The organism is Bacillus sp. TH50, assembly GCF_016650565.1.
Classification (GTDB): Bacteria; Bacillota; Bacilli; order Bacillales; family Bacillaceae_G; genus Bacillus_A; species Bacillus_A mycoides.
This window is the reverse complement of the sequence record NZ_JAEKFM010000003.1, coordinates 934122-948886: the sequence shown is the minus strand read 5'-3', so window position 1 is coordinate 948886 and position 14765 is coordinate 934122. Positions and strand designations below refer to the sequence as shown.

Annotated in this window: 10 protein-coding genes and 4 pseudogenes; 12 read left to right on the top strand and 2 right to left on the bottom strand. The window is 34.8% G+C overall.

Features of this window, described 5'->3' with window-relative positions; translation table 11 throughout:
- Positions 1-47: 47 nt before the first annotated feature.
- Positions 48-806, bottom strand: coding sequence for an NAD-dependent epimerase/dehydratase family protein (locus tag JFU23_RS05000; protein ID WP_061675664.1), 759 nt, complete (start codon positions 804-806; stop codon positions 48-50).
- 142 nt (positions 807-948) lie between these two features.
- Between JFU23_RS05000 and JFU23_RS04995 the strand changes: the two genes are divergently transcribed.
- The 12 genes and pseudogenes from JFU23_RS04995 (at position 949) to JFU23_RS04950 (ending at position 12503) form a co-directional block, all read left to right on the top strand.
- Positions 949-1836, top strand: a complete 888-nt coding sequence (locus JFU23_RS04995) for a LysR substrate-binding domain-containing protein (RefSeq protein WP_002142572.1) — start codon at positions 949-951, stop codon at positions 1834-1836.
- A gap of 147 nt (positions 1837-1983) precedes the next feature.
- Positions 1984-2227 (top strand): annotated as a pseudogene (locus JFU23_RS30500) (GNAT family N-acetyltransferase); the annotation flags it as partial.
- Positions 2228-2613: 386 nt separating this feature from the next.
- Positions 2614-3288, top strand: coding sequence for a response regulator transcription factor (locus JFU23_RS04990; RefSeq protein WP_002084315.1), 675 nt, complete (start codon positions 2614-2616; stop codon positions 3286-3288).
- Complete coding sequence (locus JFU23_RS04985; protein WP_149190773.1) at positions 3285-4652, top strand: sensor histidine kinase; 1368 nt, start codon at positions 3285-3287, stop codon at positions 4650-4652. Before JFU23_RS04990 ends, JFU23_RS04985 begins: the two co-directional genes overlap by 4 nt.
- A gap of 183 nt (positions 4653-4835) precedes the next feature.
- Positions 4836-5816: an alpha/beta hydrolase gene (locus JFU23_RS04980; RefSeq protein ID WP_149190772.1), complete on the top strand. Its 981-nt coding sequence runs from the start codon at positions 4836-4838 to the stop codon at positions 5814-5816.
- A gap of 293 nt (positions 5817-6109) precedes the next feature.
- Positions 6110-6205, top strand: a pseudogene (locus JFU23_RS04975) (YjcZ family sporulation protein); the annotation flags it as partial.
- A gap of 511 nt (positions 6206-6716) precedes the next feature.
- Positions 6717-7145 (top strand): annotated as a pseudogene (locus JFU23_RS04970) (CPBP family intramembrane glutamic endopeptidase); the annotation flags it as partial.
- A gap of 427 nt (positions 7146-7572) precedes the next feature.
- On the top strand, positions 7573-8103 hold the full coding sequence (locus JFU23_RS04965) for an RNA polymerase sigma factor SigX (protein ID WP_002190245.1): 531 nt from the start codon (positions 7573-7575) through the stop codon (positions 8101-8103).
- A gap of 3 nt (positions 8104-8106) precedes the next feature.
- Positions 8107-9084 carry a DUF4179 domain-containing protein gene (locus JFU23_RS04960; RefSeq protein WP_201031508.1) on the top strand — a complete coding sequence of 326 codons (978 nt, stop codon included), beginning with the start codon at positions 8107-8109 and terminating at the stop codon, positions 9082-9084.
- 452 nt (positions 9085-9536) lie between these two features.
- A pseudogene (locus JFU23_RS30495) lies at positions 9537-9671 on the top strand (ATP-binding protein); the annotation flags it as partial.
- A 287-nt stretch (positions 9672-9958) separates the two neighbouring features.
- Positions 9959-11395, top strand: coding sequence for an IS4 family transposase (locus JFU23_RS04955; RefSeq protein ID WP_053446570.1), 1437 nt, complete (start codon positions 9959-9961; stop codon positions 11393-11395).
- Between the two features lie 670 nt (positions 11396-12065).
- Positions 12066-12503, top strand: a complete 438-nt coding sequence (locus JFU23_RS04950) for an NUDIX hydrolase (RefSeq protein WP_201031507.1) — start codon at positions 12066-12068, stop codon at positions 12501-12503.
- A gap of 780 nt (positions 12504-13283) precedes the next feature.
- Here the strand turns inward: JFU23_RS04950 and JFU23_RS04945 are convergent.
- Positions 13284-13916, bottom strand: a complete 633-nt coding sequence (locus tag JFU23_RS04945; protein ID WP_002035240.1) for a lysozyme family protein — start codon at positions 13914-13916, stop codon at positions 13284-13286.
- Between the last annotated feature and the right edge of the window lie 849 nt (positions 13917-14765).

Sequence of the window (14765 nt, the reverse complement as noted above, 5' to 3'; positions counted from 1 at the left end):
AAAAGCTAAATAACAATAATATAATCTCTTTTCTAGATATGCCTTTATCAAGAATCAAAGAACTTAATACCACTTAGTACAAAAGCATCAGAACTTGGGCTATAACCAACTAACTTTCTTGTTCCTTCAATATCAATTCGTTTAAACCTGTTGTTAGATACACCATGTAAAATTGAAAATGGAGGTAAGTTCTTTGCCGTCATCGACTTTAAGAGAAGGTCCATAAAATCTTCTGGGCTTAAGTATGCACTCATATCTCTAGCTGTTAGTGGTTTACCATATGGATTATAATCATCATATGCACCTATACGAATAGCAAGACTTTGTAACCCTTCTTCATAAGCAAAGTAAGAAGCAACAGCCTCTGCGAAACACTTACTTACCCCGTACATATTTTTGGGTCTCGTGGGTGAATAAGCATGTGGTTGATAATCCAAAGGATAGCCTTCAATTGTTTGAGCACTGGAAGCAACTATCACTTTGGATACATTATTATCACTAGCAGCTCTAAAAATATTATAGGTTCCCTTTATATGATTTTCTAATAAGGAGCCATAAAAATCAGCATTTGGCGAAGGGTTACCTGCCAAGTGTATAACTATATCTATACCTTTCGTAAATTCTTGACAAGCAGCTAAATCAGAAACATCTAAATATACGATTTCATGATTTGTATCTTTAAAAGTTTCTAAAGCAGATAAGTTAATATCTGCTAGCCGTAACTGGTAATTCCCTTGCTTATCTAGGAATCTTGTAACATCTTGGCCAATCTTACCTGCGGCACCTGTAACTAAAATTTTTTGCATTTCACTTCATCCTTCCATAAAAAATACATCCCTTGTCAAGGGTCATATAATAGAGCATGCACTTATTGTATGTTGGTAATGGCATTAAATAAAACGAAGAAATATAATGGAGACATGAATAAAATTCATGAGGAGGACCATAGTGACTTTAACAAAATATGAAATATTTAACAAGGTGGCAGAACTCAATAGTTTTACAAAAGCTGCAGAAGTGTTAGGTTTCACCCAATCTGCTGTAAGTCATGCAATTAGCAGTTTGGAAAAAGAGTTTTCCTTTCCTTTATTTATTCGTAATCACTCTACTTTAACATTGACCAAAAATGCAGAGGAGCTTTTAATTACCGTTCGGAAAATTTTATACTATAACAACATGCTGAAGCAGGAAGTAGCCGCTATCAATGGGTTCCAAAAAGGAACAGTAAGAGTGGGGGTTTTTTCGAGTATTTCTAAAAACTGGATTCCTGGTATTCTTAAAAAAATGGAGGAAAAGTTTCCAAATATTGAAATCGAATTACTGGAAGGAAACTATGCTGAGGTTGAGAATTGGTTACAAAACGGGAGATTAGATTGTGGATTTATTAATAATGATACTTACTTTGAATCATTTGAAAAATCCTTTGAAATCGTACAATTGAAGAGGGATCGACTTTTATGTGTTGTATCTAACCAATCCCCATTATGTAAGGAAAACCAAGTATCAATGCAACAAATAGAAAATGTACCTTTTATTATGCCAACATATCAGTGTTATGATGATATTCAAAAAATATTTAGGGAGAATAAAGTTAGCCCCAATATTCGATTCGAAAATATGAATGAATACTCAGTGATCTCCATGGTGGAGAATAATCTAGGAATTAGTATATTGCCAGAAATGATTATACCGACATCAAAAATTTCTTTTGCAGCCATTCCACTTGAAAGTGATAGCTATCGAACTATTGGATTAGCTATAAGAAAACCAACCTCACTCGCGACTAAGAAATTTTCTGAGATTACTAAAAGGTGGGTATCATTTGAATCAATTTAATTTTGTCAAAATCTGAGTTATTTAAACTGATATGGTTCTTCTTGAACGGAGCAGATTAATTCAATAAGCAATGAGAAAAAGTTATATATTATGTGTCGATGTAGAACTATAATATACAAAAATCAGGAGGTGATTATATAGTAATATATAAATTGTACGACAGAACACCCTAATAACTTTGACTAATTACTAAACCTATATGAATCTTTATGATGGAATTCACTTAAATTAACAAGTAATGATTTGGAACGAATGTGCAATCAAAGTTGATACGCCATACACATTTGATGAAAAATAATTAGTGGGTATGGGACGTGTTATTTCAGATGGTGTAATTACTGGAGTAGTTTGGGGAATATGCGTTCTATCAATCTATCTGTCCGAAGGAATCGCCGCCATGTACAAATCGCGCTGGGCAATTGAATCATTTTTCCGCTGGATTTAGCTGAATTTGAACGTTCCCGTATTGTTTGGCACAACATCCAATGCGTTGTTCAATCAGTTATTCACAGCTATAATTGCCTATGCTTTGCTGAAATTTCTTCGTGCACAGGGCCAAAAGACAAAATAAACGCTTGTCATTTGCAGGTTTCACATGCCTGTTTCTTTGTGAAGCCTTGTCAATTGAGTGGCAAATTAGTTTGAAAGAAACACTTGAATTCTACAGGTCGATAAATCAAGAAACTGTATTACTTTGGTTAATCAACATACGTGTTAATTTATAGTATAATGATTGCTTAAAATAATGCGGTGGAAAACAGGGAAAAGAGGGAACCGATGCCTACTATACTAGTTGCTGACGACGATGCGAACATTCGCGAACTCGTCTGTTTATTTCTACGCAACGACGGATTCGCAACAGCTGAAGCAGCGGACGGCAAGGAAGCACTGGCCGTCTACATCTCAACGAATGTCGATCTTGTCGTACTTGACATTATGATGCCGATTATGGATGGTTGGACGTTAAGCAAGGAGCTCCGAAGAGCCAATCCTGATCTACCTTTACTTATGCTGACTGCGAGAGGAGAAACATGGGAGAAAGTGAAAGGTTTCGAACTTGGGACGGACGATTATTTAACCAAACCATTCGATCCGTTAGAGTTGACGGTTCGTGTTAGGGCACTACTCAAACGATACAAGATTGGCTCCACGCAGAAGATCCATTTCGGGAACGTCATCCTTGATCGACAGACCTATAAGGTGATGAACGGGACGGAGTCGCTTAAGTTGCCGCTAAAGGAGTTCGAATTGCTGTATAAGCTCGCTGGAACACCCGGACAAGTCTATACGCGCGTGCAGTTGATCGATCAGATTTGGGGTATCGATTACGCCGGAGATGATCGAACGGTAGACGTACATATTAAACGGCTGCGTGAACGGTTCGCGACAACACCCGATTTTCGGATCGAAACGGTGCGCGGGCTCGGGTATCGGCTTGAGGTTTATGAATGATCAGATCCTTATATATACGTGTTGTCCTGACATTTTTAGTCTCCATCATCGGGGGCACGATCATTTCTTTTTTTGTGTCAACTTGGATATTCGAAGATAAATTGAACGAAAACGCTCAAATCAACTCACGTAACTTTGGCCAAGACATCGTCCGGATTTACAAGACCTTTCCGTTACGTGAAGCGGACTTGTTCGTAAGTGAAATGAAGCAGCTCGATTCTTATTATATTCGAATTTACGAAGCAACGGGTCAGTTCAAGTCTTACGGTAAAATTCACGGACACAAACCTGCGCCTGTGACGATGGAGCAACTAAAGAAAGTATTAGATGGAGGTGTTGTTCAGGACACTCCTAATGGTATTGCCACGGTCCTCTTAGGGTTGCCATTGAAAACAGAAATGGGAACGAAAGCGATATTTTTGGAAGCGCTCGCCCCTCCTTCAGCCTCTTTTGTCACAAAGTGGGCATTGGTCTTTGCAACATGTTCGTTGATTGCAGGAAGCTTATTGATTCTAGTTGCCTCTGTATTCCTGGTAAGACCGATAAAAAAGCTGACAAAAGCGACCAGGCGGATAGCATCTGGAGATTTCAACGTCAAGTTGAATATTAAGCAAACGAGTGAGCTGGGTACTTTGGCTCGCAGCTTCGAAGAAATGATGCACGATCTGCAGCAACTTGAGCAGATGCGCAGGGAATTCGTAACGAACGTGTCGCACGAGGTTCAGTCTCCGCTCACTTCGATATCCGGTTATGCTCTAGTGCTTAAGCAAGTTGACCTTTCAGAATACGAACGAAGCCGTTATCTTGATATTATCATCGCTGAAGCGAAAAGGATGTCCAAAATGAGCGATAACCTGTTAAAGCTGAGTTTTCTTGAATCGCAGTCAAAGCAACTGCGGCTCGTCACGCTCAGCCTCGATGAACAAATCCGACGGATAATTGTGGCGCTCCAGCCACAATGGTCTGCTCGCGATATACATTTCGAGCTTGATTTACAGACAGTTAAAGTAACGGCTGATCATGACCTGTTAAATCAGGTATGGACGAATATCCTTAGAAATAGCATCAAATTTTCCGAGGATACCGGCGTGATTAACGTAAGCATCAAACAAGATATCAAAAACGTCACAATCCTAATATCCGACACTGGTATTGGTATTAACCTTGACGACCAGAAGCGTATATTCGAGCGTTTTTTTAAGGCCGATCGTTCCCACAGTCGTAAGTATGATGGAAGTGGTATGGGACTCGCTATCGTTAAACAGATCGTGTCGCTTCATCAAGGTGACATCCGAGTGAAAAGTGAACTTGGTCAAGGAACGACCTTCATTGTCACCTTGCCAATCACTACACCAACAGATTAGTTAGATTCATTCTCTATGCTACGACTCATATGCAAGCTTACTTGTATATAAGAGCCGTAGCATTTTTTTTGGCAGTTCATATTCAGTTCATATTGTCGTCATGGTGAGTACATCTTCATTGGTTAAGTTTTCATTACAGGCACATGAAGGAAGGCAAACAGATCAGGACAGGAGAAGATGACAGTGACACAACAAGAGGAAAAGAAAACGCTGAGCGGAATGAAAATAAAGAAAGTGCGAAACATCTTACTTAAAATCATAGGAGCAATCGTTCTAGCCATTGTACTTTTTTTAGGTATTGTTTATATCGTAAATGTGATGAGTAGTCATTCGGAGCAAAAACGAATAGTGCCCTACGGGCAGCACGTATCTGTAGACGGGAAAAACATGAATGTGTTAATTCAAGGCGAGGGCGAGGAAACGATCGTGCTCCTGCCTGGTTATGGAACAGCTACTCCAGGGCTTGATTTTAAGCTTCTTATCGATGAATTATCTCCATTTTACAAAGTTGTTGTGGTAGAGCCTTTCGGTTATGGATTAAGTGATGAAACTGTAAAAGAGCGAACCACGGAGAATATGGTAAGTGAAGTTCATGAAGCTCTACAGCAGCTTAATATTAACAGATACATCCTCATGGGCCACTCCATTACAGGTATTTATGGAATTGATTATGTGAACAAATATCCAAACGAGGTGACTGCATTTGTCGGAATCGATAGCAGTGTTGCAACACAACCGGGTATGGATATCAATTTCCCATTAAAAACGTTTGCATATCTCAAAAAATCAGGCCTCTTAAGATTGGCTATGAAAATCAGTGCTGACCCCTATGCTGGACTGGCATTTGATGAAAAAACCGTAGAGCAAATGAAAATGATTTCGAATAAAAACATGTATAATGACACAACCTTGAATGAGATGGACCATATTTCGTCTAATTTTAAAGGGGCTCAAGGTTTAATCTTCCCTAAATATCTTCCACTTCTTCTCTTTGTACAAGCGAATAGTGAAGATGTAGCAGGATGGATACCTCTGCATGAAGGGCAGATCAAAGACTCGGTACATGGAAAAGTAGTAACCATGGATGGATCACATTATTTACACCATACCAAATTCAAAGAAATCGCTGAAAACGTTAGACTATTTATGAAAGAAGTAAAGTAAGTGTTCAGAGAAATGTTCATCCGTTATTTTATGCATTTGTCTACAGTCTGCAAGACCATCATTTCGATGGTCTTTTTTATGTCCAAACAGTTGTATATTTCCAAACCAAGATTATACTTTCGCCTGAAAGACATTGGGTTTCATTTTCATATTAACTAACGAGGCAGGTGTGCGGCCAAGCCTAGGTCGTATCATATAACGGGTGGGATTCCCGTCGAGTAAGAACTAGCCATTCGCTCGTAGCGAGTCTTGGAGGGCTAAAGGTAACTTTAGTCTTTAAGCGTAGACAGTTAGGTGGCGGATTTGCTTTACTGATCGTTCTATTCATCCTGTTAATCATTATAGGATGTAGTTGTTGGGGCGGCGGTAGCGGCGGATTCGGTTACTAAAAAAAGGGGCACTCATAAGAGTGTCTTTTTTCTCAATATAAGAACTCTAAGAATATGATATTATTTTAATGCAAATTCCCTTTTGTGCAATGAGATAGTAATGCCCAACAAAAAACCCACCTATTTCCGTAGGTGGGCCTTATCTTTATTACACAATATCAAAGTATACTCTCTTTTTCTCGTAAATTTTATGTAATTATACATATTTGTAAAAATTACATAAAATAAATATTACATGTAGTAAAATATAAATTGTGGACACGTTCTATAAAGCTGATTCTCCGATTAGAAGGCGTAACACATCTCAACCATATAGGTGTGGTGTGGCGTTGCTTTAATCTAGCCAAACAAACGATCTCGATTCTCTTGTATTTGTACACTAACAATCTGTTGAAAATAAATGATTCTGTTTTATAGGACGTGTTTACTTAATGTCCAATACATATTATTAAATTAAAGTGGTTCAAGTCGGAGGAAGGCACCTTAGGGTGTCTTTTCTTTATGGGGTCTCACCACATCGGTATCTGACTTATTTTTTATGTTTATCATGCAATTTTTTGTTGTTGCATTTATTGAGGAAATCTTTTTTCGTGGATTTATGCTCAAAATGTTGTTTTCAAAGGGGATAAAAAAATCAGTTTTGATTTCAAGTTTTTTGTTTGGTATCACCCATTTATTACAACTAATTGGTGGGCAGTCTATTAAAGATACCATTTTACAAATCATATATGCATTTTTAGTTGGACTTGTTCTGTCCTTACTTATCGTAAATAAGCAATCAATTATTATCACCATTCCTTTCCACGCTTTTAATAATTTCTTTAATTTTATGGGGAATGTTCAAGTCTCGTCGCTTTTTGCATATGTTATTATTGCAATTTTATTCTTCTACACCATATATTTATGGAAACGTGCTAATAAAAAAGAGTGTATTCGATAGGAAATAAATATAGCAGTTTGAGTTGTGATATTACCTTTTCAGTATAGAGGGCAGCCTGGTACCACAATATTACCTTTAAAGGGGCTTGCTGCATGCTCATCAACTTAAGAGATTAATTATTCCCCTAAAATGAAAAAAATACGGTATTCTTTCTGTAGAATCATAGGAAAGGATGGCGTTTTTTTCATTCTAGGGGGCATTTCTTTTTTATTAGCTTGATAGCGATGTGGCGGTACCCCATTAATAGAAAACTACTGCAAGAGTTATAGTTTTATGTTTTCATTTCCCTTTTGGCATTTATCTTTTAATCAGATGAATGCTTTTTTTAGTACATAATAAAAAAATAACCAGAAAAACTGTCACAAAATCCGTTTTTCTGGTTTCTCTATAATACAGGCATCAAATTGAAAGGGAGGTTTAAACTAACATGTTAACCATAGAAAATGAAGAAAGTCATGCTTCTGATATACCTTTTGAAGATTTATTTAAGCAGTACTATGCTTATGCTGTGAAGCAGATTATATGGATTGTTAAAGATCAATCTATCGCTGAAGAGTTAGCACAAGAAGTGTTTTTACAATTATATCGTAGCGACTGGAAAGTAATTGAAAACATACCTGGATGGTTGATTAAATCTTCTACTTATGTAGCTTATAACCATTTGCGATCTGAAAAAAGGCAACAAGCGAAGATTGATAAAGAAATACAATACCATGAAGTACAAAATGTTTCATCATTAGACGATGATTGGATAAGAAAAGAAGAAATTACAAAGGTACAAACGATACTAAATAAAATGAATGATCGAGAACGAACCCTTTTACTAATGAAATTCTCTGGTTTTCAATATAAAGAAATTGCAGAAATACTTCAAATTGAAATATCTTCTATTGGAACATTATTGGTCCGAGCCAAAATGAAATTTCGCAAGATTTATAAACAAATGGAGGAGGCATAACAAATGAAATGTTATGATATCGGATTTATTCAAACATATATTGATGGAGAAATTTCTCATGATATAAGAAAGGAATTCACAAAGCACCTAGATACATGTGAAGCATGCCAAGATTTATTAGTAGAAATTAGTAAATTAAATCAATGGGAAAACGTAATGCTAGATGAAGAATCTGCAAGTTCACCACAAGAAATTAAAATTGATATAGAACAAGCATGGAAAACATTTGAAAGTCGTTCCAAGCTAGACAATGTTTCTAATATAAATCACAAAAAACAACAGAAGAAGGGACTCTTTACAAACATGAGTAAAAAATCAAAACGTTTCATGTATACAGCAGTAGCTGCAGCAGCACTGTTCACAACAGCAATGATTCCACAAGTACAAGTAGCGGCTACAAATGTTGCCTCATATTTTTCTGATGCAATTACAAATGATAAAGTTGTAAATGAAGGAATACAAGATGAAAATGGTGTCACACAAGATATGATGAAGAATGGTGAATATATTCCTATTGATGAAAAAATTACAGATCAAGGTATTACTGTACATTTCAAAGAATTATATATCGCAGATTCACGTATATCAGTTCATTATAGAATGGAAAAAGCTGACGGAAGTTTAGTACCATTTGAATTTGATACATCAGGATTAGAGCTCGAAAGTGATGGTAAAATTAATGGGCAACAAGAGGAAAACCCTGAGATTAAACATGAAGGGAGACTATCATTTATCCATGATTCAGATGACCGTCTTCCTTTTGAACTTATGGCAGCAGGTAAAAAATTAAATGATATAGGTATTCGTGATAATGATAAACCCGAAGGTGTTGCTACATTTGTTATAGTTTCTGAGGGAAAAGACGATTTTAAACAGCCCCTTACTTTAGATGTAAATATAAATAGAATTGGAAAAGTAATTGGATCTTGGAAAGGTGAAATTCAAATTGATACTTCACATCTGAAAAATAATACTAATTAAAATGAAAAAAAGAATAGAACAATATGTATCTAATGCTCAGTTTATATGTTTTCTTGTTTTCGTTACATTTATTTCTTATATAGTTTTTACTCTATCTTTTATTTATGATTTAAGTTTACAACCTTAAATCAATCATTTAAGACCATTACAAGTAAAAAGTAGGAAAATAAATAACCGGTCCCTTAACGTATAAGGGATCGGTTATTTTGTATCTGAAATGTGTCTAAACTTACAATTTTCTTTTTTGATATGGTGCCCCATGCCCATCAACTTAAGGGGGAAATAAACGAACCTTCATTCAGCCAGGTTAAAACATTCTTAAAATCTTCTACTTTAATAATTATTAATTCTTAATAACCTACATTCTAGCTCTATATTTACCTTTAACAGTGCAATTTTTTTGTTTGGGGGATACTTCAAAATGTTAAGTTGATGGGCATGTATGGTGATCCCTATTTGGTGATAACCGGCTTACTTCTGCATTGGTGGACCGTTTGGTCCATCATGCTCATATCATTGCATTCACAGGTGAAAATTATCGTTTGCGAAATGCTTTATCTTCTGGAAATACCAAAATTAACATTTAAAAAAATAGCTGCGCGCCTCTAGAATTTTTTCTGCATTTTTCAGGGATTGTTGCTTGCACAAAACAGCGGTACCCGATTACTATCAAGCTAAGATAAATTTTTATCCATATGATGGGTGTTTTTATCAAATGGAAAAAAAGTAAGAGTAGAAATGATGAGGAACCAGGATTATCCTACCATTATGCTAGAAATATATATGTTATATTTTCTTTTCCACTACCTTTGCACCAAAACCAAAAAATACGCTATTCTTTCTGTAGAATCATAGGAAAGGATGGCGTTTTTGTATGTATCTATCAATTTCTGACGAATTACAATTATTTGCTGAAGAATTATATGAACATCTTACCCCTTCATTTTTGGAAAATCTCGCTAGAGAGCTAGGTTTTGTAAAACGAAAACGTAAATTTTCAGGGTATGATTTAGCTACTATATGTGTCTGGATTAGTCAACGAGTAGCGAGTGATTCATTAGTCCGATTGTGTAGTCAGCTACATGCATCAACAGGAACTCTTATGAGTCCTGAAGGACTAAATAAGCGCTTTAATAAAAAGGCAGTGTTCTTTTTGAAACATATTTTCTCCACATTATTAAAAAATAAAGTTTGTGGAAAGTCAGCAATTCCAAGTGCTTCACTTACCTATTTTCAGCGAATTCGTATTTTAGATGCAACCATTTTTCACGTACCAAAACACTTGGCCAATGTATATCCTGGATCAGGTGGTTGTGCACAAACAGCGGGTATAAAAATCCAGTTAGAATATGATTTACATAGTGGTCAGTTTTTAAATTTCCAAGTGGAACCAGGGAAAAATAATGATAAAACCTTTGGAACAGAGTGTTTATCAACATTACGCCCTGGTGACCTATGTATTCGGGATTTAGGCTATTATTCACTGGATGATTTAGATCAAATGGATCAACGTGGTGTGTACTATATATCGCGACTCAAATTAAACAATAGGGTATATGTCAAAAATGAATTTCCTGAATACTTTCGAAACGGAACAATAAAAAAACAATCTCAGTACATCAAAGTTGATTTAGAGCACATCATGGATACCTTAAAACCAGGACAGTCCTATGAAATAAAAGAAGCTTATATTGGAAAGGATAAAAAACTATTTACTCGGGTGATTATGTATCGATTAACAGAAAAACAACTTCGTGAGCGTATGAAAAAACAAGTGTACACAGAAAGTAAAAAAGGGATTACATATTCGGAAAAAAGCAAACGATTAGCTGGCATGAACCTATATGTTACCAATACACCTTGGGAGATTGCTCCGATGGAACAAATCCATAATTTTTACTCTCTCCGCTGGCAAATTGAAATCATTTTTAAAACTTGGAAATCCTTATTTCAAATTCATCATTGGCAACATATTAAACAAGAGCGATTAGAATGCCATGTTTATGGAAAACTCATTGCCATTTTTCTATGTTCTTCTACTATGTTTAAGATGCGACAATTAATTTTACAAAAGAAGAAACAAGAATTAAGTGAATATAAAGCAATTGGAATGATTCAAGATCACTTATCGAGTTTGTATCAAGCCATACAACAAAACATCCAAGAAATAACAAAGATCCTAATCAGCCTGTTCCACCTCCTACAGAAGAACGGAAGAAAATCTCATCGATATGAGAAGAAGACTGTTTTTGATATTATGGGTGTTGTTTATGAGTATAATGGGTTGAAAAAACAAAAGAAAGTTGCATAATTTAAAAAAGGAAACCCGTTAGGGTTTATTTGGTATGCATATTATTAAGAGTATGCTTCTATTTTAGGAATGCTTTACCTCCACAAAATGAAAGTACACTTTGTTTTCATTTTTAAGTTGATGGGCATGATATGGTGCCCCTATAGAGAAAGAATTTTTTCATTTAGGGGCTACTTCAAAACCTTAACTTGATGGCGATGGGGTCCCGCCAACATAACGCGAATTTCGTACGCTAAGGAACTTTTTATTTAAAAAACTTGGTTTTCCGTACATTAAGAGTGTTCCATAAACGGTATCTGATGTTTGATATAAAACTTTGTTTTTGGTAATGAGTTTTTGAACTGAATTTTAAACATATTTCATTCAGTTTTGATAGATATAAATAAAGTTCCTTAAACGACCGTTTTAGGGACTATTTGGACTGGTTCGTCAACATGTGATACCGCCAGCATTTCGAAAAAAAACACGCTAAGCAAATTAAATAAGAAATAAGCAGGTTTTTATCACGTTAAGAGTAAACCTATTTATGAAAAATAAAATTCTTAAAAAATGGAGAGCCGATACCATAAACCTGCATTATTAATGTAGAATTTTGATGTTGGTTCTTTATTTACTAAAATAGCAAGTTAGTGAATAAATTGTTCATATTTTTTCGAGAGGAGGTTAAGCAATGAGAGCGCCGTATCAAGTATTGATATTTCCTTATATAAAAACTGATGATTCCATTCAATATGGCATTTTTAATCGAAGTGATTATGGTTATTGGCAAGGAATAGCTGGTGGTGGAGAAGCTAGTGAGACTCCTATTGAATCAGCAAAACGGGAAGCGTTTGAAGAGGCTGGTATTATAAGAGAATGTCCACATATAAAACTAGATTCTGTGTCTTCACTACCAGTAGAGGATGTAGTTGGTGAATTTCTTTGGGGAGAAGATGTTTATGTAATAAAAGAATTTTCTTTTGGAGTTAAAGTTCCTACAAAAAATATTAAATTATCTAAAGAACACTTCAAGTATAAATGGTTGTGCTTTGAGGAAGCCGTAACGCTTTTAAAATGGGATAGTAACAAAACAGCTTTGTGGGAATTAAACAAAAGGCTGTTAAAATAATTTAAGTGTTAGTTAACAAAGCCGATAATAGAAATCACACATTAAACATATATTTATACGCGTTGTTACTACACGCTAAGGAATAGTAATAAAAAGATGATGCCGATAAAACTATATAAAAACCAAAAGAATCCTAAGATGGGGAATGTTTTATGAAAATTAAGCATAGTAAACCTTCTTGGGTATATAAAGGATTATAATACATCGTTGGTCTATTTAGAATACTAACCATGAATTAGATGGCATTAGGCATGGTTAAACTAATAGAAATGATACATTAAACGTATTTAATGAGTCTGCTAGGTATAAAGATAATTGATAATCATATAATGATATGGAAGGGCCTTTTCTAACGTGTTAGTTACCTCAACGTATATGTATCTCTTGGCGCCTGGGCGAGGGTGCTTTTTTATTGCACATTTATAATATGGACAAGCATAATATTATGTAACAGGACGAGTTCTTCGTGTCCTATTCAATGCTCAGGATAAACCCCAATTCACATTGAGCGCACCAATAGCGAGGGTGCTCTCTTTTTATTGAATTTACATTTATTTTTATGCCTAATGAATTCGCTAAGTGGATACTATTTCATGTAAAATGGTGATTTTATTTATATTCTGGATAGATTTTTTGCGAAATATGTAACTAGAGCCGTATTTAAATTGAAATATGATACGATAGTTGTATATATACATTTAGATGGTAAGAGGGGATAAAAGTTGATGAAAAACCATATAAAAGTAAATGGAAAACTCCTTCAAACAAATATATACAATTTTAATTTTTTTGGAGGCGTTCTTCAATAAGTTTTGCTTTTTCATTCACTTTTGTTGTATATGTGAAATCACCGTAACAATATGGATATCTAAAATTTTGTTTATTTCCACCACAAGTGTATGTAGCTGGATTCTGATCAACTTTCAACTTAGAAAACTGTTTAGCTGTATCTTCCGAGTGTTGTTTAGCTTCTTGATTGGCAATAAAATCAATATAGCCTGGCCCCATATTATAGCTTTGAATAATTGTATCCATGCTAACACCTTTTTCTTCTCCATATCTATACATTTGAACAAAGTGTTTTACCCCTTGTTTAATGCTCAAGTTTATCTCTTGGATTTCATTTGGCTTTAATCCAAGTGATTCGGAAGATTGCATAGGGTCGTTGCCCTCACCCCTACTCTCGTGGTACATAATTCCTAGTAAAATTGCTGTTTTTTCTCCCAAATTATATTTTTCTAATTCTTTTTTCATGATGGGCTCATATTGCAATAAACGTTCCTCGGTAGCAAACGCTTTATTTTTTTGAGTATTGGTTTTGTCATTAAAATATAGTATCCCGATTATTGTTCCTAACCCTAAAATACTAATAAAGAATAATATAATAGTTTGTACTTTTCTCTTATTCTTCAAATATTACTCCTCCTTTTACAAGAAACCCTATTTTCAATGGTGACTGGTTATTAAAAAAATTCAATAATTCTCTATTTCCCAGCTTTTTTAGACTCGAAAATTTTTTTCTAAATGCTAAGTTTAATAGAAAAATTTAAAGATAAGGTAAAGATAAGATAAAGATAAAATAAAGTCCATTTTTTAGGGTATCCATTATGTGTTCTAAAGGCTCCAGATTCAAGAGATATATTATCTACATAACCCATAAGAGAGAAGGAGGTAAGCAAAATGTCACTTGAAACAGACATAATTCTTTCTTTATTAGATATAAAACTGTGGATGGCCCATCATTCGGAAATTAGTCGCTTAAAAATAAAAAAAATTAAAATCAGAACCGTACCTCAATAAGTCTTCAAGTGTTAATAAAAGAAAACTATATAAGGTGAGGGAATAAAGATTCAACACCAATGATTATCAATAATTGAAGTGCTAATGATTATAATAAAAAAGAACCTTCAATAGGTTCTTTTTTATAGTTGGTAAATATGTTATCAACAATAGATGGTAATAAAGATAGAAATTTAGACACTTTTTATTAATGGGCTAAGTTTTCTTAGGAAGAAATCTATTTCTCATGACTGATCGTTAGATATAACAGGATATATCATTTATTAATTTGGGTGGGTGATTTAGCTTTTTGAGTTTACCACACTAAAATTTAAATTTTGTTTAGGGACAAAATGTTAAAGTGTTACATTCTGAATTAACAGAAAATTAAAGTGGTAAAAATCCTATTAAATCTTTTATCAGGTAACTCATATTTCTTTGGCCTTATTTTCATGGTATTACCGAACGTTTATATGTCTCTAA

What these genes read in the sequence shown, in the direction of transcription:
- JFU23_RS05000 (WP_061675664.1), bottom strand. Translation starts at nt 806, where the DNA reads ATGCAAAAAATTTTAGTTACAGGTGCCGCAGGTAAGATTGGCCAAGAT.
- JFU23_RS04990 (WP_002084315.1), top strand. Translation starts at nt 2,614, where the DNA reads ATGCCTACTATACTAGTTGCTGACGACGATGCGAACATTCGCGAACTC.
- JFU23_RS04985 (WP_149190773.1), top strand. Translation starts at nt 3,285, where the DNA reads ATGATCAGATCCTTATATATACGTGTTGTCCTGACATTTTTAGTCTCC.
- JFU23_RS04965 (WP_002190245.1), top strand. Translation starts at nt 7,573, where the DNA reads ATGTTAACCATAGAAAATGAAGAAAGTCATGCTTCTGATATACCTTTT.
- JFU23_RS04960 (WP_201031508.1), top strand. Translation starts at nt 8,107, where the DNA reads ATGAAATGTTATGATATCGGATTTATTCAAACATATATTGATGGAGAA.
- JFU23_RS04955 (WP_053446570.1), top strand. Translation starts at nt 9,959, where the DNA reads ATGTATCTATCAATTTCTGACGAATTACAATTATTTGCTGAAGAATTA.
- JFU23_RS04950 (WP_201031507.1), top strand. Translation starts at nt 12,066, where the DNA reads ATGAGAGCGCCGTATCAAGTATTGATATTTCCTTATATAAAAACTGAT.